This window comes from Elizabethkingia argenteiflava (genome assembly GCF_009904105.1).
Lineage (GTDB): Bacteria > Bacteroidota > Bacteroidia > Flavobacteriales > Weeksellaceae > Elizabethkingia > Elizabethkingia argenteiflava.
In genome coordinates this window covers 1-20,612 of the sequence record NZ_JAAABJ010000264.1, presented here as the reverse complement: position 1 = coordinate 20,612, position 20,612 = coordinate 1, and the positions used below count along the sequence as shown (strand labels likewise).

19 protein-coding genes and 1 pseudogene are annotated in these 20,612 nt (G+C 36.4%); 12 read left to right on the top strand and 8 right to left on the bottom strand.

The features are described from left to right. The 4 genes from GNY06_RS13625 to GNY06_RS02800 form a co-directional block, all read left to right on the top strand. Positions 1-217: hypothetical protein (locus GNY06_RS13625; RefSeq protein ID WP_212995074.1), on the top strand; the 217-nt coding region annotated here is incomplete at its 5' end. Between the two features lie 267 nt (positions 218-484). Then, positions 485-724 (top strand): hypothetical protein, encoded by a 240-nt coding sequence (locus GNY06_RS02810; RefSeq protein WP_166518710.1) that lies wholly within the window; start codon positions 485-487, stop codon positions 722-724. Positions 725-1,175: 451 nt separating this feature from the next. After that, positions 1,176-1,445 (top strand): hypothetical protein, encoded by a 270-nt coding sequence (locus GNY06_RS02805; RefSeq protein ID WP_166518709.1) that lies wholly within the window; start codon positions 1,176-1,178, stop codon positions 1,443-1,445. Positions 1,446-1,521: 76 nt separating this feature from the next. Continuing rightward, positions 1,522-1,782 (top strand): hypothetical protein, encoded by a 261-nt coding sequence (locus GNY06_RS02800; RefSeq protein ID WP_166518708.1) that lies wholly within the window; start codon positions 1,522-1,524, stop codon positions 1,780-1,782. Between the two features lie 82 nt (positions 1,783-1,864). Here the strand turns inward: GNY06_RS02800 and gdhA are convergent, their stop codons facing one another. Together gdhA and GNY06_RS02790 are read right to left on the bottom strand one after the other, a co-directional pair. Next, complete coding sequence (gene gdhA / locus GNY06_RS02795) at positions 1,865-3,229, bottom strand: NADP-specific glutamate dehydrogenase (RefSeq protein WP_166518707.1); 1,365 nt, start codon at positions 3,227-3,229, stop codon at positions 1,865-1,867. A gap of 185 nt (positions 3,230-3,414) precedes the next feature. Then, positions 3,415-4,515 carry a DNA-processing protein DprA gene (locus GNY06_RS02790; protein ID WP_166518706.1) on the bottom strand — a complete coding sequence of 367 codons (1,101 nt, stop codon included), beginning with the start codon at positions 4,513-4,515 and terminating at the stop codon, positions 3,415-3,417. Positions 4,516-4,819: 304 nt separating this feature from the next. Between GNY06_RS02790 and GNY06_RS02785 the strand changes: the two genes are divergently transcribed. Then, positions 4,820-5,944, top strand: coding sequence for a DUF3078 domain-containing protein (locus GNY06_RS02785; RefSeq protein WP_166518705.1), 1,125 nt, complete (start codon positions 4,820-4,822; stop codon positions 5,942-5,944). A gap of 6 nt (positions 5,945-5,950) precedes the next feature. Here GNY06_RS02785 and GNY06_RS02780 read toward each other — a convergent pair whose 3' ends face one another. Continuing rightward, on the bottom strand, positions 5,951-7,483 hold the full coding sequence (locus tag GNY06_RS02780) for a YifB family Mg chelatase-like AAA ATPase (protein ID WP_166518704.1): 1,533 nt from the start codon (positions 7,481-7,483) through the stop codon (positions 5,951-5,953). Between the two features lie 775 nt (positions 7,484-8,258). Here GNY06_RS02780 and GNY06_RS14775 point away from each other — a divergent pair. The 3 genes from GNY06_RS14775 to GNY06_RS02765 all read left to right on the top strand — a co-directional run bounded on the left by GNY06_RS14775 (position 8,259) and on the right by GNY06_RS02765 (position 12,060). Beyond that, positions 8,259-9,614, top strand: a complete 1,356-nt coding sequence (locus GNY06_RS14775) for a helix-turn-helix domain-containing protein (RefSeq protein WP_166518703.1) — start codon at positions 8,259-8,261, stop codon at positions 9,612-9,614. A gap of 557 nt (positions 9,615-10,171) precedes the next feature. Next, complete coding sequence (locus GNY06_RS02770) at positions 10,172-10,375, top strand: hypothetical protein (RefSeq protein ID WP_166518694.1); 204 nt, start codon at positions 10,172-10,174, stop codon at positions 10,373-10,375. A gap of 29 nt (positions 10,376-10,404) precedes the next feature. Continuing rightward, positions 10,405-12,060, top strand: a complete 1,656-nt coding sequence (locus GNY06_RS02765; protein WP_166518702.1) for an FISUMP domain-containing protein — start codon at positions 10,405-10,407, stop codon at positions 12,058-12,060. Between the two features lie 528 nt (positions 12,061-12,588). On the opposite strand, the gene GNY06_RS02760 is transcribed toward GNY06_RS02765, so the two are convergent. Together GNY06_RS02760 and GNY06_RS02755 are read right to left on the bottom strand one after the other, a co-directional pair. After that, entirely contained in the window at positions 12,589-13,668 is a 1,080-nt protein-coding gene (locus GNY06_RS02760) for a mannose-1-phosphate guanylyltransferase (protein WP_166518701.1), read from the bottom strand. Continuing rightward, positions 13,655-14,254 carry a SprT-like domain-containing protein gene (locus GNY06_RS02755; protein WP_244614344.1) on the bottom strand — a complete coding sequence of 200 codons (600 nt, stop codon included), beginning with the start codon at positions 14,252-14,254 and terminating at the stop codon, positions 13,655-13,657. The genes GNY06_RS02760 and GNY06_RS02755 overlap by 14 nt, the downstream gene beginning before the upstream one ends. A gap of 96 nt (positions 14,255-14,350) precedes the next feature. Between GNY06_RS02755 and GNY06_RS02750 the strand changes: the two genes are divergently transcribed. Genes GNY06_RS02750 through GNY06_RS02740 form a run of 3 tightly spaced genes read left to right on the top strand, consistent with a single transcriptional unit; the run spans position 14,351 to position 16,541 of the window. After that, on the top strand, positions 14,351-15,484 hold the full coding sequence (locus tag GNY06_RS02750; RefSeq protein ID WP_166518700.1) for a serine hydrolase domain-containing protein: 1,134 nt from the start codon (positions 14,351-14,353) through the stop codon (positions 15,482-15,484). Between the two features lie 10 nt (positions 15,485-15,494). Then, positions 15,495-16,190, top strand: coding sequence for a 3'-5' exonuclease (locus tag GNY06_RS02745; RefSeq protein ID WP_166518699.1), 696 nt, complete (start codon positions 15,495-15,497; stop codon positions 16,188-16,190). 18 nt (positions 16,191-16,208) lie between these two features. Then, the gene (locus GNY06_RS02740) at positions 16,209-16,541 is read left to right on the top strand and encodes an SUF system Fe-S cluster assembly protein (RefSeq protein ID WP_166518698.1); all 333 of its coding nucleotides are present in this window, start codon (positions 16,209-16,211) and stop codon (positions 16,539-16,541) included. A gap of 46 nt (positions 16,542-16,587) precedes the next feature. Here the strand turns inward: GNY06_RS02740 and GNY06_RS02735 are convergent, their stop codons facing one another. Further along, positions 16,588-16,998: an OsmC family protein gene (locus tag GNY06_RS02735; protein WP_166518697.1), complete on the bottom strand. Its 411-nt coding sequence runs from the start codon at positions 16,996-16,998 to the stop codon at positions 16,588-16,590. Positions 16,999-17,002: 4 nt separating this feature from the next. Next, on the bottom strand, positions 17,003-17,863 hold the full coding sequence (locus GNY06_RS02730) for a beta/alpha barrel domain-containing protein (RefSeq protein WP_166518696.1): 861 nt from the start codon (positions 17,861-17,863) through the stop codon (positions 17,003-17,005). A 100-nt stretch (positions 17,864-17,963) separates the two neighbouring features. On the opposite strand from GNY06_RS02730, the gene pepT reads away from it, so the two are divergent. Next, positions 17,964-19,220: a peptidase T gene (gene pepT, locus GNY06_RS02725; RefSeq protein ID WP_166518695.1), complete on the top strand. Its 1,257-nt coding sequence runs from the start codon at positions 17,964-17,966 to the stop codon at positions 19,218-19,220. A gap of 564 nt (positions 19,221-19,784) precedes the next feature. Here pepT and GNY06_RS02720 read toward each other — a convergent pair. Next, positions 19,785-20,612, bottom strand: a pseudogene (locus tag GNY06_RS02720) (hypothetical protein); the annotation flags it as partial.

Below are 20,612 nucleotides of genomic sequence, written 5' to 3'. Positions count from 1 at the left end.
TTTTTTTATATATTTCCAATGGGCATCTGATAAGTCGGTTAAGTACATGTTTTTAAAGTTTTATCACTTCAAAGAACGTAACACTAAACTTCTTTTAGATGCACTTATTATTTTTTTTTCGCTTATTTTTAAACAGGCTCTTAGTAGAAGCAAATTTTATGTATGCTTGTTATTCTCTCCATTGTCTTATGCTGGAATGAGTTCGAAGATTCTGTAAGTAATTTTTTTATAAGAGCATGTTTTTTCTTTGGAAATCTATCAATGTTAATCTTTTTCACATCTACTCTTTTTCACTAAAAAGATAGATTAATTTTTTAATTTAAATTTTAGGTATATATTATTTATGTATATTTAATTATTATAAAATAATATTAAATTTAAATTAATAAAATGATTTATTATATAAATATTATTGTTTCAATAAAAATTGAAATTAATTTTTAAAATCTGATACTATGAAAAAATTGTTTTTTTCGCCCTTTTATTGGGTTTGGGTACAGGTGCTACTTTTGCACAAGTCACCAATTCGCAAACAGGTAAGAATAAATCCGATACACCTGCTTCTTCTAACGAAACTTCGCAGGATAAGCTTAAAAAAAGCTCAGAGGCCGGTCTTTCTCCACGTGTAAAAAAAGAAGACGGTCAATCTGCTACCCATCCTGAAAAAGGAGAAGCTCGTCAAAGAAGAACGTATGATAGAGATAGAAGGCATGAGCAAATGTAAGAGGTTTGTTTATGCTTTAAAAGCGGAGATTGATTGTGTGGCGATTAACCTCGACTTTTGAATTTTCTTTGCAGGCCTCTGGATTAGATGTTTTTAATAGAAATATTTATAAGCAGACTTTATAAATGCTCATGAGTCTCATCGCTATCTTTTTTAAGAGTGACTAAGCTCATGGATTTTTCAACAGAATAAGAAAAATAAGGGGTAATGATTTTTATAGATCATATTTTTAATTTAGAATAGAGCGTATTTTATTGATTTAAACGATATTTTTTTGAATATATTAAATTCAATTAAATTCAAATATGATAAAATATAAACCTATTAATATTACAATATTAATATTAAAATAAAACAATAAAAGTTAAATTTAAGTTAATAAAATAATTTTTCAGACTTATATACGTTTTATAAATAAGAAAATGAAATTAATTTTTAAAATCATAACATTATGAAAAAGTTGTTTTTCTCCGCCCTTTTATTGGGGTTAGGCACAGGTGCTACTTTTGCACAAGTCACCAATCCGCAAACAGCTAAGAGTAAATCCGATGCATCTGCTTCTCCAACTGAAATTACACAGGATAAGGCTAAAAAAAATTCAGAGACAGGTATTTCTCCAGGTGTAAAAAAAGAAGACGAGCAATCTGCTGTCCATCATCAAAAAGCAGCTGGTCAAAGGAGGTCGTATAGTAGAGAAGATATGAGACATCGGGAACGATAAAAACTCAAAATCGCGGAAGTAATTTTGCGAGAGAAGACATATTAATTTATAACATTAACTTTAAAAATCTAATACAATGAAAAAATTATTTTTCTCGGCCCTTTTATTGGGGTTAGGTACAGGTGCCACTTTTGCACAAGAAACCAATCAAAATTCAGGGAAGAGTAAACCCGATGAGTCTGCATCTGTTTCTCCTAAAGAAATTACAGATGCTAAGTCTAAAAAAAGTTCAGAGGCAGGTATTTCTCCACGTGTGAAAAAAGAAGATGAGCAATCCGCTACTCATCATCAAAAAGCAACTGGTCAAAGAAGATCTCCGGGGATTCACAGATATTAACAGGCTGGGCCGTGTTTTAAAAGCCGAGGTTGATTTAGATAAATCAACCCCGGCTTTTCTTGATTATATTTGTTAATATACCTTATACAACTCCCTGTGCAAGCATAGCTTCTGCAACTTTTACGAATCCTGCGATATTGGCTCCTTTTACATAATTTACATATCCATCATCTTCTCTACCATAGTCTCGACAGGCTTTATGGATGCCGATCATAATTTCTTTTAAGCGTGCATCAACCTCCTCCGAAGACCAGTTGAGGCGAAGTGAATTTTGGGTCATTTCAAGACCAGAAGTGGCCACTCCTCCAGCATTGGAAGCTTTTCCCGGCGAAAATAGAACTTTATTATCTAGGAAATAATTGATAGCATCCAGGGTAGAGGGCATATTAGCAGCCTCCGTAACGCATAAGCACCCGTTAGAGACTAAGCTTTTTGCATCCTCAAGATCGAGTTCGTTTTGTGTAGCGGCTGGTATGGCTACGTCGCATTTTACCTCCCAAGGTTTTTTTCCAGGAATAAAGGTGGCGGAAGGATATTTTTTCGCAAAGTCTTCTGCTCGGTTGTTTCCGGAAGCGCGAAGCTCTAAGAGATAATCTATTTTTTCACCCGATATTCCATTCGGATCGTATATATATCCATCTGGTCCGGAAATGGTTACCGCCTTTCCGCCGAGTTGATCAATTTTTTTAATCACACCCCAGGCCACATTGCCAAATCCAGAAACCGCAAAAGTCTTATTGCTGATTGTTTTTCCAATGGTTTTCAACATTTGTTCACAGAAGTATACGACGCCATAACCCGTGGCTTCGGGACGGATGAGAGAACCTCCGTAGGCCAGTCCTTTCCCTGTAAGTACTCCAGTAAATTCGTTCCTTATTTTTTTATATTGTCCAAAGAGATAGCCTATTTCCCTAGTACCTACGCCTATATCACCAGCAGGAACATCGATGTATGGACCGATATGCTTACAGAGCTCTGTCATAAAGGCTTGACAAAAACGCATAATTTCATTGTCGGACTTTCCTGTAGGGTCAAAATCAGCACCTCCTTTGCCCCCTCCCATAGGTAGGGTGGTCAAGCTATTTTTAAATACTTGTTCAAATGCTAAGAACTTGAGTACGCTTAAATTAACCGTGGGATGGAAGCGCAGTCCTCCTTTATAAGGACCAATGGCTGAATTCATTTGGATTCTGAAGCCTCTGTTTACTTGAATTTCTCCTTTATCATCAAACCATGGAACTCGAAATATAATGACTCTTTCAGGTTCAGCCATTCTTTCTAAAAGCTTAAATCCTTTGTATTGATCTTTTGAGAGAATAAATGGTATTACGGTTACGGCAACTTCACGTACGGCTTGGATAAATTCTGGTTCATTCGGGTTTTTGGCTTCTATATAAGCCATAAATCGGTCAATTTCCTGTTGTACTTCTGCACTAAATTGTTCCATTAGAATTTGATTTTTATACGGACAAAGTTAAAATTTTTCCCACCTCAGACAAGAGATATTTTAGATTTTAATAAAATTCAAAATAAAAACCAGTTTGCTTTAAAAATATTATAATTTGTTTTTTTTCTTTATAAAATTTCATTTTTTACCTTATAAATGCTATAATTTAGGGAACGCTTCATTTTTTAAATTGGAGCATATAGTCTCCCAGAAGTAGACTTAATACAGCCTAAAAGTTCCAAATCGAGCAGTATGGGTAAAATCCGATAGCTCGGCCAATCCACTTTTTCGGAGATCTCCTCTAAGCTAATGTTAGGACGCTCTACGATTAGCGATAAAAGAATTCTTTGCTCGGCATTTGAAAGCAGAGGCTGAGGAGGAAAAAGCTCTAACGATTTTTGAGAAGTGGGGTTCATGTGTAAGTAATCGAGCGTATCGGGAATAGATATCAGGATACGGGCTTTGTTTTGTGCAATCAATAGATTGCATCCCTGATGGATAGGCTGGTGTATCGGGCCCGGAAGGGCTAAAACTTTTCTGTTGTAGCGATTGGCAAAATGAGCTGTGCTGATAGCACCTCCTGCATAAGCTGTTTCTGTAATGATGGTAGCTGGGGAAATTCCGGCAATAATTCTGTTTCTTTGAATAAAATTTTCTTTGAGTGGGGGTTGGTGAGAAGTGAATTCAGAAAGTAGGGCACCGTCCTCTAAGATTCTTTCTGCTAAAATTTTATTTTTCGAGGGATAAAGGCTACGAAATCCATGAGCTAATATAGCAACTGTAGGAACTCTGTTTTTTAAAGATTCTGAGTGTACAGTCGTATCGGTTCCCAGAGCGAGTCCGCTGATTGTTTGGATTTTACTTGCTTTTATGGCTTCTAAAAAGCCGGTAATAAAATTTTTACCATAGGAAGTACAACTTCGGGTTCCGACGATACTAATATTTTTATTTTTAAAATGAAATTTTCCTTTCTGGTATAGTATAGAGGGGGCATCCTCGCACTGCTGGAGCAATCCGGGTAGTTCTCCTCGGTGAGAAAGTAAAATTTTAATATGGCTATGGTAGCAGAATTCAAGTTCTTTTTCTGCGAAAAAGAGGTGTTCGTCTTTTCCGATATGTGAGGAAACTTTGGAACTTATTCCATATCTTTTATTCAGTTCGTGGGGAGACATTCCCCATACGTTCTTTGCAGAACCAACTAAGGTAACTAATTTTTTAAAGTAGAAGTCACCTATTGAAGGGCAGTGTCGCAAAGCAATAGCATAGAGTGTTTCTTCCGAGAACATAATGATTTTTAATCGTTTAAAAATAAGAAATTTATAAATTTTATTTCCTTGTTTTCTCTAGAAAATTTTAAATACTGCTTTTAGGTTATTCAAAATCTATATAAAAAAAGAAACCTCATTAGATTAACTTTAGGACCTATAAACTTTATTTTACATAATATTCGAAGGTATAACATTTTTATCCTTTTTTTATAGTCTGTTGATCTTATAATAATATATTTATTTTAAAAGCTTTACGGAAGCAAATAAAATTTCATTTACTATAAAATTTGTATTTTTGGGTGTTTTTATAAGGAAGGGAAAAATGAATAGGATTTTTACAGGAGTACTCTTATTTCAAGGTTTTGCGTTAGGGTTTGGGCAGCAGCAAATCCAAACAAAAGCAATAATAGACTCCATTAATCAGTCAAAGTGGAAGGAAAATAACCTGAATATAGATAGTATTTCTAATTTCAGCATGGTGAAAATTCCGAGGATACAGATTGATACTATTATTACCCAGTCTCCGATTTTGTCATTCTTAACGGAACCCACCCCGGTGACGCCCTACCAAATTATGAAATCACCAAGTTTAAGAAGATGGTATATCTATGGACAAAATGATGTTTTATTTAATCAAGCCGCTTTTTCTAATTGGAATGCAGGAGGGAATGATAATGTAGGGATTAATACGAGTGTTAATTATAGTATAATTTATAAAAAAGGGAGACATTTTTTGGATAATAACATTCGTCTGGGTTATGGCTTGGTATCTTCCAAGGGACAGTCTTCTAGAAAAACAGATGATTATATCAATGTAAGCTCTAATTACGGTTATGATTTGAGAAAAAATTACTATTTATCTGCGGGTATACAGCTTTTATCTCAGTTTTTTCCAGGATATAATTACGACAAAACACCCAATCCATTGTACGATGATAGGATTTCCAAATTCATGGCGCCCGGATATCTTAATATAGGGGTCGGGATCTCTTATAACCCTCGTGAAAATTTCCAGGTGATACTTCGGCCTACTACTGGGAGATTTACTTTTGTCATGGACTCTAAGCTTCAGATGAAAGATAATTATGGTTTAGAAAGGGATGGACAGAGCATAAGGACAGAGTTTGGTGTTTTAGCGAATATTATGTATAAAATTCAAATTATGAAGAATCTGAGCTTTACCAATCAACTCGATCTATTTTCCAGCTATACCAGTCATCCTGAGCGAGTGGATATAGCGTATGCGGGTTTAATTAATATCAAGTTTAATAAGCTTATCTCGACCATTATATCGGTGAACTTGTTATACGATCATGACCAGATCCAGAAATTGCAGTTTAAACAGACTTTGGGAGTAGGAGTGTCTTATAGTATTGGGAACCAGGTGTCTGATTTGTCCGATAGTAAGAAACTTATAAAACCGTTTGGAATAGGGGTGAAAGGTTAAGCAGGTTCACACCCTCCAGAATGCTCGATCCAAACTTCGATATTGAATAGCCTCCGAAATATGCAGCGAAGAGATTTGGTGTGCAGACTCCAGATCAGCAATGCTTCGAGCTACTTTTATAATCCTGTCATAAGCTCTGGCCGATAGATTAAGTTTTTCCATAGCGCTTTTAATCAGCTTTAGAGAAGCCTTATCCAGTATACAAAATTGTTCTATTTCTTTAGGACCCATCTGCGCATTGGAGTTGATGGTTGTCGCTTTAAATCTTTCCGATTGTATAGTTCTGGCGTGCAGGACGCGTTGTCGAATAACGGAACTCGCTTCTCCCTTTCTCTTCGTTGAAAGTTGTTCGAAACCTACTTTACTCACCTCAATGTGGAGATCAATACGATCTAGAAGAGGGCCTGAAATCTTGCTCATATAACGTTGCATTTCGGTCATAGATGAGGTGTTGTTCGGGTCATCAGGAAAATATCCTGAGGGGCTGGGATTCATCGAGGCTACTAGCATGAAACTTGCGGGATAATTAACGCTGAATTTTGCACGCGAAATGCTAACATATCGATCTTCAAGCGGCTGACGCATCACCTCTAATACACTGCGTTTAAATTCGGGCATTTCATCTAGAAATAGCACTCCATTATGGGCTAAGGAGATCTCACCTGGTTGGGGGTAACTCCCTCCGCCGACTAATGCTACATCGGAAATACTGTGGTGGGGGCTGCGAAAAGGCCGGGAGGTAATGATAGAGCCATTGCCTTCTATTTTTCCTGCAACTGAATGTATTTTGGTAGTTTCCAGGGCTTCTTCTATATTCAAAGGAGGTAATATACTGGGCAGGCGTTTTGCTAACATTGTTTTTCCACTGCCTGGTGATCCTATTAAAAGGATATTATGACCTCCTGCAGCGGCTATTTCTAAAGCTCTTTTAGCAGTTTCCTGTCCCTTTACTTCATTGAAATCAAAAGGGAAGTTCACTATTTCTTTTTGGAATTCTCTTAGCAGGTCGCATTTCGTTTTGGCAAGAGGTTTTTTTTTATCGAAAAACTCTATTACCTCACTAATATTAGCAACACCATGTACATCAAGGGTATCAACGATGGCTGCTTCTCTGGCGTTTTGCTGAGGAATAATAATGCCTTTAAAGCCTTCTTTACTCGCTTGTATCGCGATAGGGAGGACTCCTTTTAGAGATTGTAACCCCCCGTCTAGAGAGAGTTCCCCCATAATAATATATCGATCAAGGTCATCAGTTTTAATGTTTTTGTTGGCGGCTAAAATACCTATTGCAATGGTGAGGTCATATGCGGATCCTTCCTTACGTAAATCAGCAGGAGCCATATTGATGGTTATTTTTTTGCCGGGTAGTTTATAGCCTACATTTTTAAGGGCGGCTGAAATTCTATGGCTACTTTCTTTAATGGCATTATCCGGGAGGCCTACCAAATGATAACCCACTCCATTCTCAATATTAACTTCTACTGTAATTTTACGAGCTGAAATACCTTGGATGGCTTTACCGTAAACTTTTACTAACATAACACATCATTTGTTAGTGAAAGTTAAAAAAAAATACACAATTTTGATATTCAATTTTCGGTTATAGTATTATAAGCTCATCATCTCATCAGCTTTTGGGTGGTATTAACAGCTTAAATTTTTAATTGAGCGTGTATTAAGAGATCTTTATAAGGATCTAAAGCGATGTGTGTTTAGGGCTTAAATACAATGATATGATTGCAGGATGGATTGATTTTTTAGCTTTAACAGGCATAAAATACTTGTTTTTATTATTCGTTCATTCTATTTGAAAAGATTCTATTTTTTGTAATATTATAGTCTGAAAAAGATTATTTTTAAGCAGTTAATTCTACACTAAACAGTAAACGATAATCAATATCAAGGATAAAACTTTATCCTGACTTGTAAAAATATAATACTCCAAACAGAGTTCATAAAAAATGATAATATTTTCCAGATTGTATTAAAAATATAAATGATGGAGGTGATTAGAGGAGGGGAATTCCTGTTTAGGGGATGGTTCTGTTTTTTTAATATTATTTTCCAAAATTTTTACATACGTGTGTCCTGGGCTTCATAATCAATTATTATAATGGTTTCTTTATTCTTTTAGACAGAAACATATATGAAAAAAAAACAGTTATTTATAGCCTCATATTTAATTATTATATATACTCAAAAAAGTAATGATTTTAATCCTTTTATAACCGTTCAAAATTTGACTTATTGCATCCATAATAATTCTTTCAGTGGGCGTAAAACATTTGTTCTAATTCATCCGGATCAAGAAAAAGTGAAAACTTATAGTCAGATAGCAGAGGCCATGACCAAACGGATGGAGTATGCACAAGCAATAGAGTATTTATTAAAAGCAGATCAACATGCGGCTAAAAACGATTGTTTTGGGCAACGTTTTACGATTAATTATCGTATGGCTGAAATTTACAGTAAAATGGGACTTCAGGAAAAGGGAAAAGAATATTGGAAAATTGCTCACCTCTTGTCTAATAAAGTCGATCATACTCATTATTTGATTTTTACCAATCGCTACAAAGGGAGGTGCTTAGAAAGCAATAACCAATACAACCTATCCATACCTTATCGATTACACAATATAAGCTATTTCAAAAAAAAAACTTACATTAATGGAGTAGACAAATATGAATATGCTTTAGAATACAGCTGGTTAGTGTATGATTATCTGAAAAGCAACCAGCTCGATGAGGCTAAAAAAAGTATAGCAGAAATGGAGGTTTGTCTAAAACAAGTTCCCGCCGGAAAATCTAAACCTTTATGGGCTTCTTATTATCTATATCAGGGGATGATATGTGCAGAAGAAAACAATAACCAACAGGCTCTTGAGTGGTTTGATAGGGCCAAAAAAGAAGCTTGGAAAACGAGTTATATAGAGTTTGTAAAAATAATAACACAAGAGGAAATACGGTATACTATAGGGAGTATGGGGAAAGCTAATTTTAAAATATATCAATCACTTGAAAAAAAAAATATAAAAGAGATTGAAAAGCTCAATAAGCGTTTAATTCCATATAAAACAGATGTTTTGGTTCCGAATAACAAAATTAAAATATGGAAAGGAGTTCTTGTTTTACAAATTGTTTTTACAGTGATTCTTTTTGTTTTTAAAGAAAAGGCAAAAAAAAAGTTTAATAGACCTCAGAGAGAAGTTGTAAAGCTAATTTTAAAAAATGATATTAGAGTAGTACAAAACTCTAAAGCTGAGGAAGTGCCATTGGCAAAACAGGGAAATGGACATGGAATGATCTCCAAGAGCAAAGAATCTGAACTTTTGCAAATACTTATAAAATTTGAGCAAGGAAGCGCCTTTACAGCCCGTAATTTTACCATTTCCAACCTCGCAACTATTCTCAATACCAATACTAAATACATACATTATCTATTAAAAGTCCACCGAAATAAAAATTTCAATGGCTATATCAATGGATTGAAGATTAATTATATTATTCGGCAACTGAATGAGAATCCTAAATATCTGCACTATAAAATAAGTTATCTATCTGAAATGGGTGGATTTTCTTCTCAAAGTCGGTTTGCATTCATCTTTAAAAAAGAGATAGGCTTATCTCCTTCAGAGTATATAGGGGAAAGATTGAATAAAAAAAAGGTCTAAATATCCTACACAGCATGATTAAAAAATGTATAAAATACTAAAGGTGAAATTCAGTATTTATTGTTAATATCAAACGATCTATAATGAAATGCAATTTATACTGATGCTTAGCTGATTTATAAGTAAAATAAGATTAATAATAAGATGTTATTAATTTAAAAATAGCATAAAAAACTGATTTATTTCAGCTTGTTTTGTTTTTAGCTGAATTATTTTTTAATTAGGTTTTTATTAACTCTCACCGCTTAGCTTTTTTGGGATTTTTAACCTCTTATCAAAAACAAAGCTTCAATACCACGACCACTTTTTACCGGTTTAAGTCCTTAAAATAGATAGGCTATCTTTGTAATCTTTTTTTGTAAATATTTGTTTTTCAATACTCTATATGTTGTTTATCAGCTGTTTTCCCGAATTCTGCTAAACAATTTTAAGTGAAAATATCATTCTTCGGGTAATTTTAGCCAGCAGATTTTATGGACTGTTATCACGAGACTATCCTAGTATCAATATGCGCAAAACGATTAAATAAAAGACTTAAAAACATATTTAATTTACAGATGAAAAAAAAACAAAATCAAAAAAGATCCAAGTTTATTAAGGAAGCTAAATTGTTACAAGAAGAAGGATATAGCCCACCTATCCTAAAGTTTTCACAAATTCAGATGGAAGGGAGTATAGCGGCAGGATCTGCAAAGGTAAGACCTGACCAACCTCAGGAAGAATGGGAAGATAAAAAAGAAGAAGGCACATTAGATTGGTAGTCATAACACAAATACTAAAAATTTTTAAAATGAAAAAAAAGGAATCTAAAATAAACCCCATTATTTTATTAAGAAGCGTTTTGGTAATAGTACTCTTTTGGGGGATTTCATGCCGTAGTACCCATTCCAGTTCCGAAGAGGTGGCAACAGGTAACACCATTGTTAGAATCAGCCTTCAGGGCAGTAGTTTTGAGGGAGATCGTAAAATAGGACCGTCAGCTTCGAATCATAAGTTAAACACCGACGTGTCTGTTCAGCGTCAGGAATTCTTTTTTAAAGAAGATGATGCTTATAAATTAGTAGCGACGCTTACACCTGAAACGCCTAAAATTAATTCTTTTGAGAATACAGCAGTTGCAGAAAAGAGGGTTTCCTCTTTAGGTCAGGGAATACGATATAAAGTCTTGGTCTATGATCATGCGGGCAATTATGTAAAAGAGCAGAATTATGTGAGCGGAGAAGCAAGTCCTGAGATCACCGGTTTAGCTGAAGGCGGAACTTATGACTTTGTGGTATACTCTATAGGTTCAACCAGTCAGTTGCCTGAGGTTACTTATACAGATCCTTCAAAAAAAACCTTGTCCACTGCTGGTTTGGAGGGTGTTTCAGGTGATTCGGATTTAATGTATTTCTCTAAGAAATTAACTGTTACGGCTGATAAAACCAATGTCTTAGATATAGTTTTCAGGCATAAGTTCAGCCAGATTATTACGACATTAGATGCTTCTCCTACCCACTATAGCATTTTAGATATAAAGGGGGTGATGATCCCCAATCATTCCGATAGGGCGAATATAAAGCTATCAAATGGAGAAACCAGTCCTGCGGGTTCAAAAATTGGAAGGGAGCTCTCTTTTCCGAAACTCAATGCAGAATCTGTCATAGCCTCCCCAGTTTTCTTTAATGGAGGTGCAGATTATAATGGCTTCCTTAGCATTAAATCCGTTAAGATGAGTACATCAGGAGGTCTAAAGGCTTATATTACACATGAAAATATAAGGTTTAATCGCTTAGTCATTGAACAGGGTATTCGCTATAATCTCAAGCTTTCCTTTGAGCCTAACGATAAATACCTAGAATACAGGGGCTATCCCGCCGCACGTATTAATGGATTTATATTTATGCGTCATAATCTAGGAGCGCAGATCTCCGCTAATCCCGATGTTCCGAGTGTAAATATAGTGGGTAATTATTATCAATGGGGAAGAAGTAAAGCGGTGGCACAAGCATCTACGCCCCCTGGTCCCATACAAGGATGGGATAATACGACTAATACTCCGTCGTCTAATGCGTGGAATCCCAGGCCGGAAGAAGAGCCTGCCAAAACCTCCACAGATCCATGTCCTGCCGGATGGAGGGTGCCGTCGGGGAGAGAATTCATAGCCCTGGAATCAAATACTACCAGAACCGTGATTGGTTCTAATCAGAATTCCCCGATCAACTTTAGTGGAGCAGCCGTATTGACCAGTAAGTATAATACATCCGTAAAATTAACTTTTATGTCCGCAGGATATAGAAATTCTACAGATGGATCTTTGTTAGATAGGGGAGGCAGTCGTAACTATTGGAATAGTGTGGCTCATGGTGATTTGAATGCATGGACAGCCAGCATTAATAACTTTAACCATTACAATAAAAATATCGGTGCTACTATCCGCTGTGTAGCAGAAAATCCGCTCCAGTAATAATATAAAAAAATTATGTATAAGGTTAGGTCAGTTCCTCTACAGATATTGGCATTTTTTCTTTCTCCCTCCCTCCGCTCATTTGTTTTAAATATCCTTTTAGCTACCCTCCTCTACACCATGCCCCAACAAGCGTGTAAGGGTAGCGTTTAAAATCAGGAGAGGGTAGAGTGTTTCAATACATTGTTTGAGGAACTGTACTTAACTTATTGTCAATAAAATATTAAAAAACGTTCTCAGATCGTTTATTAGGGTTAGGCTCTTTAAATAAATATAATAGGAAAAAGGGTCTTTAGCGTTATCTGTTTATGATATCAGAAAAACCCGAGACATAAAAACACATCATATTTTTTGATGCCATCACCGGCCAGAATTAGAATGCTACTTATCACGTTTTGTAATGGCAATCTAACCAAATACCATATGTGAGTGATCTTAGAGCCAAGCTTTGTTCGTTTTCTATATGATTTTATATCTTTGGTCTAGCTAGCATAAGTTTATAAAAGTCTAGTACTTTATGGTGTCAGTTTATATAAACTTATCTCCTTTCTTCATCGTTTTTAGATCAATTACATAATCTTTTATTTCCTGATCATGATCTCTAGGGCAGATGAGTAATGCTTTATCCGTATCTACTACAATATAGTCGTTTAAACCATCAATAATTACAGCTTTATTTTTATTTTTGATCTTTATAATATTTCCTGAAGAAGAATAGGTAAGTACATACTTAGAACTCTCCACATTGTTATATTCATTCTTTTCAGCATTTTCAAATACTGAAGTCCAGGTACCTAAGTCTGACCAACCTAATTCCGCTGGGATAACTGCAACATTTTTACTCTTTTCTAAAATAGCATTGTCGATAGAAATCTTTTGTAAGCGAGGGTAAATAGCTTCAATATACTCTTTTTCACGCGTTGTATTAAAGGGACATTCTACAAATAACTGGTGCATTTCAGGAAGATATTGCCTAAAAGCTTTTAAAATATCCTGAACATTCCAAACAAACATTCCTGAATTCCACAAAAAATCTCCTGATTCCAAAAAACTTTTGGCAATTTCCAGATTTGGTTTTTCTGTGAAGGTCTTCACTTGGAATACGTTATGCTCCTTTTTATCAAGGAATTGTATATAACCATACCCGGTTTCGGGACGAGTAGGTTTGACCCCTATCGTTAAGAGTTGGTGGAGGGTACTCGTCGCTTCAAAAGCGATTTCCATCGTCTTTAAGAAAGCGTTTTCTTTCAAAATTAAGTGGTCAGATGGCAGGACAGTGATGGAGGCATCCGGATTGAGCTGGGCAATTTTCATCGCCATGAAAATATTGCAGGCGGCTGTATTTTTCATAACAGGTTCTCCCACCACATTCTCAGGGTTGAGTTCCGGTAATTGGGATTGAACGATATTAAGATGCTCAATACTGGTAATTACAAAAATGTTTTGAACCGGAACCACTTTTTTAATTCTATCATAAGTCTGTTGAATCATGGTCCGGCCTACTCCTAGTATGTCTTGAAATTGCTTCGGAAATTTGGAGGTACTGATAGGCCAAAATCTACTACCTATGCCCCCCGCCATTATTACACAATATCTATTCTCTATCATTGCAAGTCAATTTTCTTACCTGAACACAGGTGTTGAATAAGTATTCTTTTCCCGAATTTATATTTTTGCAAATATAACGCTTTTTTCTTATTTTTAGGATTTGGAAAGTTTGGCGTTGGTATTCAAAGAAATGGCCTATATGAAGATCTTCTATAAAGAAGTGTTCTGGGACGTGGGGGCTAAAATATCGAACAATTTCTGAAGCGGCGTTATAGCTGGCCTTGGGATTTTTTGAAAAGTTTTTCACCAAAGTTTGAAAGTCCTTTTGATAGATACTAAGGCTTTCTAGCAGCAAATCTCTATAACAGCATTTCCATTCTTTCCCATGTGGTAGTATCTTTTTTTTCGCTGCAAAGCTAATTAGGTGTGCAATTTCGTGCGTCAATACAAAGAAAAAAAGCTGAGCCTCTAGATCTCCGTTAATGGAAATCTGATGGGGACCGTTTAACCGGTAACGAAAATCTCCCAGTTTAGAACGGCGGCTATGGGTGATTTTAATAGTGCAAGCATAGGGTTTCAACCACTTTACAATAAAAAAAAGGCCTCCATCAGGCAGATATTTTTGTAAAAAATGTAGATTCATCATGAGAAACAAAGGTCTGAAAAACTTATCATACTCACCAGAAATTCATTCAACACCTGAACAAAATAATAAGATAAATTAAGAATCTAACTTAAAGAAATGTGGAATATACTCTTATATGGTGTTTTTTTTCTTTTAATAGCCTATTGGGTTTGGAAATATCGTTATCTGATTACGGCGGTGCGTAAAACTTATATGAAAGGGAAGTGGGGTGCTCATATTCTGGATGGTCAATATTCTGCTGTACATATTATAAAAAATGCAGAACCACAGCCTTGGGAAAAAGATAATAATTATAACCAGACGCCTCTTTCCTATCAGCTTTTAGAACATTTAGCCCAAACCAAAACGGTTTCTTTCTTGGTGGTTAAAAGAGGTAAGTTGCTCGCTGAATATTATTGGTCTGGACATGATGAGAAATCTAAAACCAATTCTTTTTCAATGGCTAAAAGCCTCACAGTTATGTTGCTAGGTTGTGCCATTCACGACAATAAAATTCAAGGAACAGAGGCTAAGCTGATAGATTTTTATCCTGAATTTTCTCAAGATCCCTATGGGAAACTTTGTAGTTTAGAGCATCTTTCGGCGATGGAGAGTGGTCTAGATTGGGAAGAGGATTATTCGAGTCCTTTTAAGCCTAATGCAAAAGCTTATTATGGAGATGATCTTGCTGAATTAATGCTAAAAAGACGATTTAAAAGTAGTCCTGGCCGCCAGTTTGAATATCAGAGTGGGACTACACAACTTTTGGGTTTTGCTATTCGAAAAGCCATTGGAATGTCTTTGAGCGATTATGCTTCTGAAAAATTGTGGAAGCCTTTAGGGATGGAAGAGTCGGCTTTTTGGAACTTGGATCGTACGGAGGGAATGGAGAAAACTTATTGTTGTATCAATGCGATCTCTAGGGATTTTGCTAAGTTGGGGCAATTACTCCTCAATCTGGGTCAGTGGCAGGGAAAACAAATTTTACAGCCCGAATTTGTAAAAAAAATGATCACTGGAACCCCCTTATCTCAAGGGGCGTATGGCAATGGAATATGGGTCAATAAAGATGCTGCTGTCTCACATTATTATTTGAGAGGTTTATATGGGCAGTATGTAATTTGTATCCCCGAACACGATATAGTGATGGTAAGAACAGGTTATACCAGGAGTGAACAGAAAGACAGCAAAGGCAGACCTGCAGAAGTAGCCTTTATCGTAGACGAGATCGTTCAGTTATTTAATGCGTAAAATTTTTTTGATGATTCAGAATATTCCTTTTGAAAATATTCTTTTTTTAGATATAGAAACAGTTCCACAAGTAGCGCATTGGGAAGATTTAGATCAGACCACCCAGAAATTATGGGATAAAAAAACAAAGTCGCAGCGTAGCGATCAAACCGAGGCTTCAGAATTTTATCAAGAACGGGCGGGGATTATGGCCGAATTTGGCAAAATTATTTGTATATCTATAGGAATGTTGTCCAAATTAGGACGGCTTAAAATTTATTCCTTTTATGGGCACGATGAAAAGAAGATTCTGACTGAATTTGGAGAGATTTTCAACAAGCCTCGTCTCAAGCAGGTCATTCTCTGTGCGCATAACGGAAAAGAATTCGACTTTCCCTATATTGCGAGAAGGATGCTGATCCACCAGATACAGCCTCCTATTCCCTTACAGATGTTTGGGAAAAAGCCATGGGAAGTCCCTCATCTAGATACCATGGAGTTGTGGAAATTTGGAGACTGGAAAAGCTATGTTTCCTTAGAGTTGTTGGCCCATTTATTTGAAGTTCCAACCCCCAAAGATGATATCGATGGTTCCATGGTAGCATCCATCTATTATATAGAAAAAGACTTAGAGCGTATTCGTATATATTGTGAAAAAGATGTCTTAACTTTGTGCAATGTTTTCAGAAGAATGCGACAAGAGGATTCGTTGGAGAAAGAAGACTAAACAGGAGATAATTTTATAATGAATACCCCATATACAGAAGATTTTATAGCAGAGATAGGAGAGCAGATTATAAAGGTGCTAAAGACTATTTACGATCCGGAGATTCCCGTGGATATTTATGAGCTGGGGCTTATTTATGACGTGCTCATTAGTGAAGAGGGAGAGGTTAAGGTCTTGATGACATTAACCGCCCCTAATTGTCCGGTAGCCGAAACACTTCCCAAGGAAGTAGAACAAAAAATAGGAACAGTGGAAGGGGTGATTAAAAGTACCGTAGAATTGACCTTTGAGCCTACCTGGACCAAAGACATGATGAGTGAAGAGGCTCGCTTTGAGTTAGGGATGTTATAAATGAAAGCAGTCCATAAGCAGATATTTTTTTTAATTTCTATCCTCTTTATACCTTTCCATACTGGAAGTGTACTGTTTTTTTGATGTCTGGGTGAAGGCTTAGGGCGACGGGGCAATTGAGTGCTGTTTTTTCTATGAACTGTTTTTCGGTATCACTGTACCCAGCAGAAGTGAATTGCAGCTCGCAGATAATTTCGGCGATTTTGCGGGGAGAGGGGTTCATCTTTTTTGTAATATAACAACAGGCCCCTTCAATATTGATATTTTTACTTTTTCCAAGAATAGCGATAGTGGTGAGCATACATTGTCCTAGGGAAGTTGCGTATAAATCCGTGGGAGAAAAAGCTGCCCCTTGGCCATAATTATCTTTGGGAGCATCGCTAAGTATGCATGTCCCCGAATCTGAATGTTCCGATTCACACCTTAAATGGGCGAGATAAATTATTTTTGCTGTCATTTATTTAGTGGTTTAAGTTAAAGCCGAAAATGTTTTTCGCTTGGTTATAAGCGCTTTCAAAATTCAGAAGATTGAGTGGGTGTTCCACCTTTTCTAGTTGAAGAAAATTAATAAGTTGTTCGGTAGGCATGTTGCCCAAAAGATCATCCTTGGCCATAGGGCATCCTCCTATCCCTCTTATAGTCGAGTCAAAACGCCGGCAACCATAATCATAGGCGGTTTTAATTTTAAGATAAGAATCCCGGTAGAGCGTGTGAAAATGAGCTCCAAATTCAATCTTGGGAAAATGAGCAGGTATATTTGAAAACAGAAGGCGAATACTTTCGGAATCAGCAATGCCTGTAGTGTCTGAGAGCATAATGGTTTTTATACCGATCTGATCAAAACGTTCCACCCATTCGCCAACTTCTTCCCACCTCCATATTTCCCCATAGGGGTTGCCGAAGGCCATTGAAAAATATAAAATAAGGTCTTTGTTTTTATCTTTAGCCAGGGAGAGGATGCGCTGTACCTCTATAAAAGCATTTTCCCTACTCTTATTAGTATTTTTGTGCTGAAAGGTTTCCGAAATGGAAAAAGGGAAGCCTAGAAAATCTATATTGGGGTGGAGTAGGGCTTTTTCTGCCAAGGAGTAGTTGGCAACGATAACGGAGAGTTTTGTATTGGAACGACTTTTATCAATATGGTCTATAACTTCTCCACTGTCCGCCATCTGAGGAATTAGCTTGGGACTCACAAAGCTCGCACAGTCTAAAACATCATATCCCACATCCATCAAGCTATTAATATAATCAATCTTGGTTGGGGTAGGAATGAAGTGGGGCCAACCTTGCATAGCATCTCTCGGGCATTCGGTTATAAACATTTTTTTATTTTTTTTTGGGAGAACCCCCTATAATAGGGGATTCTCAAAATTTGGCATTCGTTCTATAAATATATAAATTTGTTTGACATAAACAAAAATTATGAATAGAATAGAATGGGATCAAGCCTGGCAGCAAAAACTCTTGCAAAGATTTTTAACCTATATAAAAATATACTCCACTAGCGACCCCGAGAGTGATACAACCCCTAGTACCCAGCAACAATGGGAGATGGTTGATTATCTTTTCAAAGAGCTACAGGAAATAGGTTTAGAATCGGTTTCCAAAGATGAACATGGCTATGTATATGGGTTTATTCCTTCTAACATTGATAAAGAGGTGCCTCAAATAGGTTTTATTTCGCATTTTGATTCATCTCCCGATTTTAATGGAAAAAATATTAAACCTCTGGTGTGGGAAAACTATGATGGAGGCGATTTGTTACTGAATAAAGAAACGGGTTTTACACTTTCTCCCTCTAAATTTCAGGAATTAAGCCAATATAAAGGGCAAACGATTATTAGTACTGACGGTACCTCTCTGTTAAGCGCAGATGATAAGGCTGGAATCGCAGAGATTGTGACGGCAGCAGAGTATCTTATAGCGCATCCCGAAATTAAACATGGCCGTATTTCCATAGGCTTTACTCCAGATGAAGAGATCGGCAGGGGCGCCGATAAATTTGATGTAGAAAATTTTGGTGCGGCATGGGCCTATACTATGGATGGAGGAGAAATAGGAGAGTTAGAATATGAAAATTTCAATGCTTCGGGGGCTGTAGTCAAGATTAAGGGTCTTAGTGTTCATCCCGGTTATGCTTATGGTAAAATGCTTAATGCGGGGCTCTTAGCTGCCGAGTTCATTCAAAGTCTTCCGGCTGATCAAACTCCAGCGACGACGAAAGGCTATGAAGGCTTTTTTCACCTTACCGATATTAAAGCAGGGGTATCTGAGGCTAAATTACAATATATTGTTCGTGATCATGACTATACTAAATATAAACAGCGAAATCAGCTTTTAAAACAAAAAATAGAAGAATTTAACCAAAAATATGGAGCGGGGACTGCTGAGCTCGAAATTCGGGAGCAATACCTTAATATGCGCAAACAAATTGAAGATAAAATGTATATTGTCGATTTTGCCGAGGAAGCGATGAAGCTCTCCGGAGTAAAGCCCAATATTAAGGCTATCCGCGGAGGTACCGATGGATCGAGGCTATCCTATATGGGCTTACCTTGCCCTAATATTTTTGCGGGGGGGCATAATTTCCATGGACCTTATGAATACGTTCCTTTAGAGTCCATGTCAAAAGCCACACAGGTGATTTTAAATTTGGTGCAGATAGTCGCCTTAAACTAAAAAGCTATAGAAAAGTAAATAAGATTTATATTTTATATAGAGGGAATTAAGCAGATAAGGATAAAATAAACGAATGTAAAACCAGATGATTGCTCATATATATTTAGGATCTTAGGGCTTTCTTCTGAATAATTTTATTTAAAAATGAAAGACCATAGGTGGGCACCTATTGAATAGGGATATGATAATTGGTTGCACTTTTTTTAATTATTTCGCTACAGTTCTCACCAGCCTATGATGAGTTGTTAAAACCCTTAAGTCAAGAGAGAAATATCTTATAATCACACCTGATGATGGATGAGTTACAATAGATATTCAACATATCATGTCGGTGTTATATAGAGCTTCTAAAAAAATACTAGATTTTCGATAACTCTTACAAAGACTAACCTCAATACACTCCTATATTAAAGCGTAATAGTTTTGTTTTTCAATTCAATACAAATGTTGTGGCACGGAAATTTACCTGTCTAAAAGGGATAAAAATAGTGTTTAAAGAAGATTTTATATGAAACACCGCCCTGGTTTTAATCCAGGGCGGTGTTTCATATATTGGTAATATTTTTAAGGTTGGCACTGTACAATTCTCCTTCCTCTTACCCTTCCACTCATATAAGTCTCTCGGGATAAGATCTGGCTCAAGTTAATGGTGTTAGGTTGGCCTGACTCATTCCATCTAACATTATTAAATGTATTATTGTTAAACAATTCTAGAGGATATAGAGGTCCGCCAGAGGTTTTACTTCCATAGAGAGATACCTTCCCTTCTTTACTAACCACTACTCTTACAATAGGATTTCTTTCATCTCCCTCCAGTCGGAAAATTTGTGGTATGTTACCGTCTCCCCATATTCCTCCATCAGTAAAGCGAACGTTTCTTGGGGGGGTAACTCTTGCACCGCCTTGGAATTGGATTTCCTGTGTGGTAATGGGAGTATTATTAATTCTTAGAGTAAAGGAATTATCTAATGTAAAAACGTCAAAAATGAGACCATCATCTGTTGCAGGTACGGAAAATTCCTTTGTATTCCCATTTTCAATAGAAAAATTAACAGGATCTATATCTTCTTTACAAGGGCCAAATCTAATCTTAAGATTATACCTTACCCCAGGGGTAATCTTCAGGTTGTTCAATCCTTTATTTTGACGAACTTGCTCATCCACCTGAATTTCCTTTGTAATAAACTGTCCTGTATTGGTAGCTGCTGTTATAATTAGGGTAGGTGTGCTGGTGACTACGTCCCGATCCAATGTGGGGAAAATTGCTGCGGCGCCGTCCGGATTTGTCTCGTTATAAGTAATCACATTATCAGCAAAGCTGATGTTAGCAGATTTACTGCTAGGCTTAATGGAAGGTAGATTAATCGCCTTAAAAGTGCCCACTTGTCTTGC

Excerpts from the sequence above, each read along its gene's own strand:
- GNY06_RS02805 (WP_166518709.1), top strand. The coding sequence starts at position 1,176 with ATGAAAAAGTTGTTTTTCTCCGCCCTTTTATTGGGGTTAGGCACAGGT.
- GNY06_RS02800 (WP_166518708.1), top strand. The coding sequence starts at position 1,522 with ATGAAAAAATTATTTTTCTCGGCCCTTTTATTGGGGTTAGGTACAGGT.
- gdhA (WP_166518707.1), bottom strand. The coding sequence starts at position 3,229 with ATGGAACAATTTAGTGCAGAAGTACAACAGGAAATTGACCGATTTATG.
- GNY06_RS02790 (WP_166518706.1), bottom strand. The coding sequence starts at position 4,515 with ATGTTCTCGGAAGAAACACTCTATGCTATTGCTTTGCGACACTGCCCT.
- GNY06_RS02785 (WP_166518705.1), top strand. The coding sequence starts at position 4,820 with ATGAATAGGATTTTTACAGGAGTACTCTTATTTCAAGGTTTTGCGTTA.
- GNY06_RS02780 (WP_166518704.1), bottom strand. The coding sequence starts at position 7,483 with ATGTTAGTAAAAGTTTACGGTAAAGCCATCCAAGGTATTTCAGCTCGT.
- GNY06_RS02770 (WP_166518694.1), top strand. The coding sequence starts at position 10,172 with ATGAAAAAAAAACAAAATCAAAAAAGATCCAAGTTTATTAAGGAAGCT.
- GNY06_RS02765 (WP_166518702.1), top strand. The coding sequence starts at position 10,405 with ATGAAAAAAAAGGAATCTAAAATAAACCCCATTATTTTATTAAGAAGC.
- GNY06_RS02760 (WP_166518701.1), bottom strand. The coding sequence starts at position 13,668 with ATGATAGAGAATAGATATTGTGTAATAATGGCGGGGGGCATAGGTAGT.
- GNY06_RS02755 (WP_244614344.1), bottom strand. The coding sequence starts at position 14,254 with ATGATGAATCTACATTTTTTACAAAAATATCTGCCTGATGGAGGCCTT.
- GNY06_RS02750 (WP_166518700.1), top strand. The coding sequence starts at position 14,351 with ATGTGGAATATACTCTTATATGGTGTTTTTTTTCTTTTAATAGCCTAT.
- GNY06_RS02745 (WP_166518699.1), top strand. The coding sequence starts at position 15,495 with ATGATTCAGAATATTCCTTTTGAAAATATTCTTTTTTTAGATATAGAA.
- GNY06_RS02740 (WP_166518698.1), top strand. The coding sequence starts at position 16,209 with ATGAATACCCCATATACAGAAGATTTTATAGCAGAGATAGGAGAGCAG.
- GNY06_RS02735 (WP_166518697.1), bottom strand. The coding sequence starts at position 16,998 with ATGACAGCAAAAATAATTTATCTCGCCCATTTAAGGTGTGAATCGGAA.
- GNY06_RS02730 (WP_166518696.1), bottom strand. The coding sequence starts at position 17,863 with ATGTTTATAACCGAATGCCCGAGAGATGCTATGCAAGGTTGGCCCCAC.
- pepT (WP_166518695.1), top strand. The coding sequence starts at position 17,964 with ATGAATAGAATAGAATGGGATCAAGCCTGGCAGCAAAAACTCTTGCAA.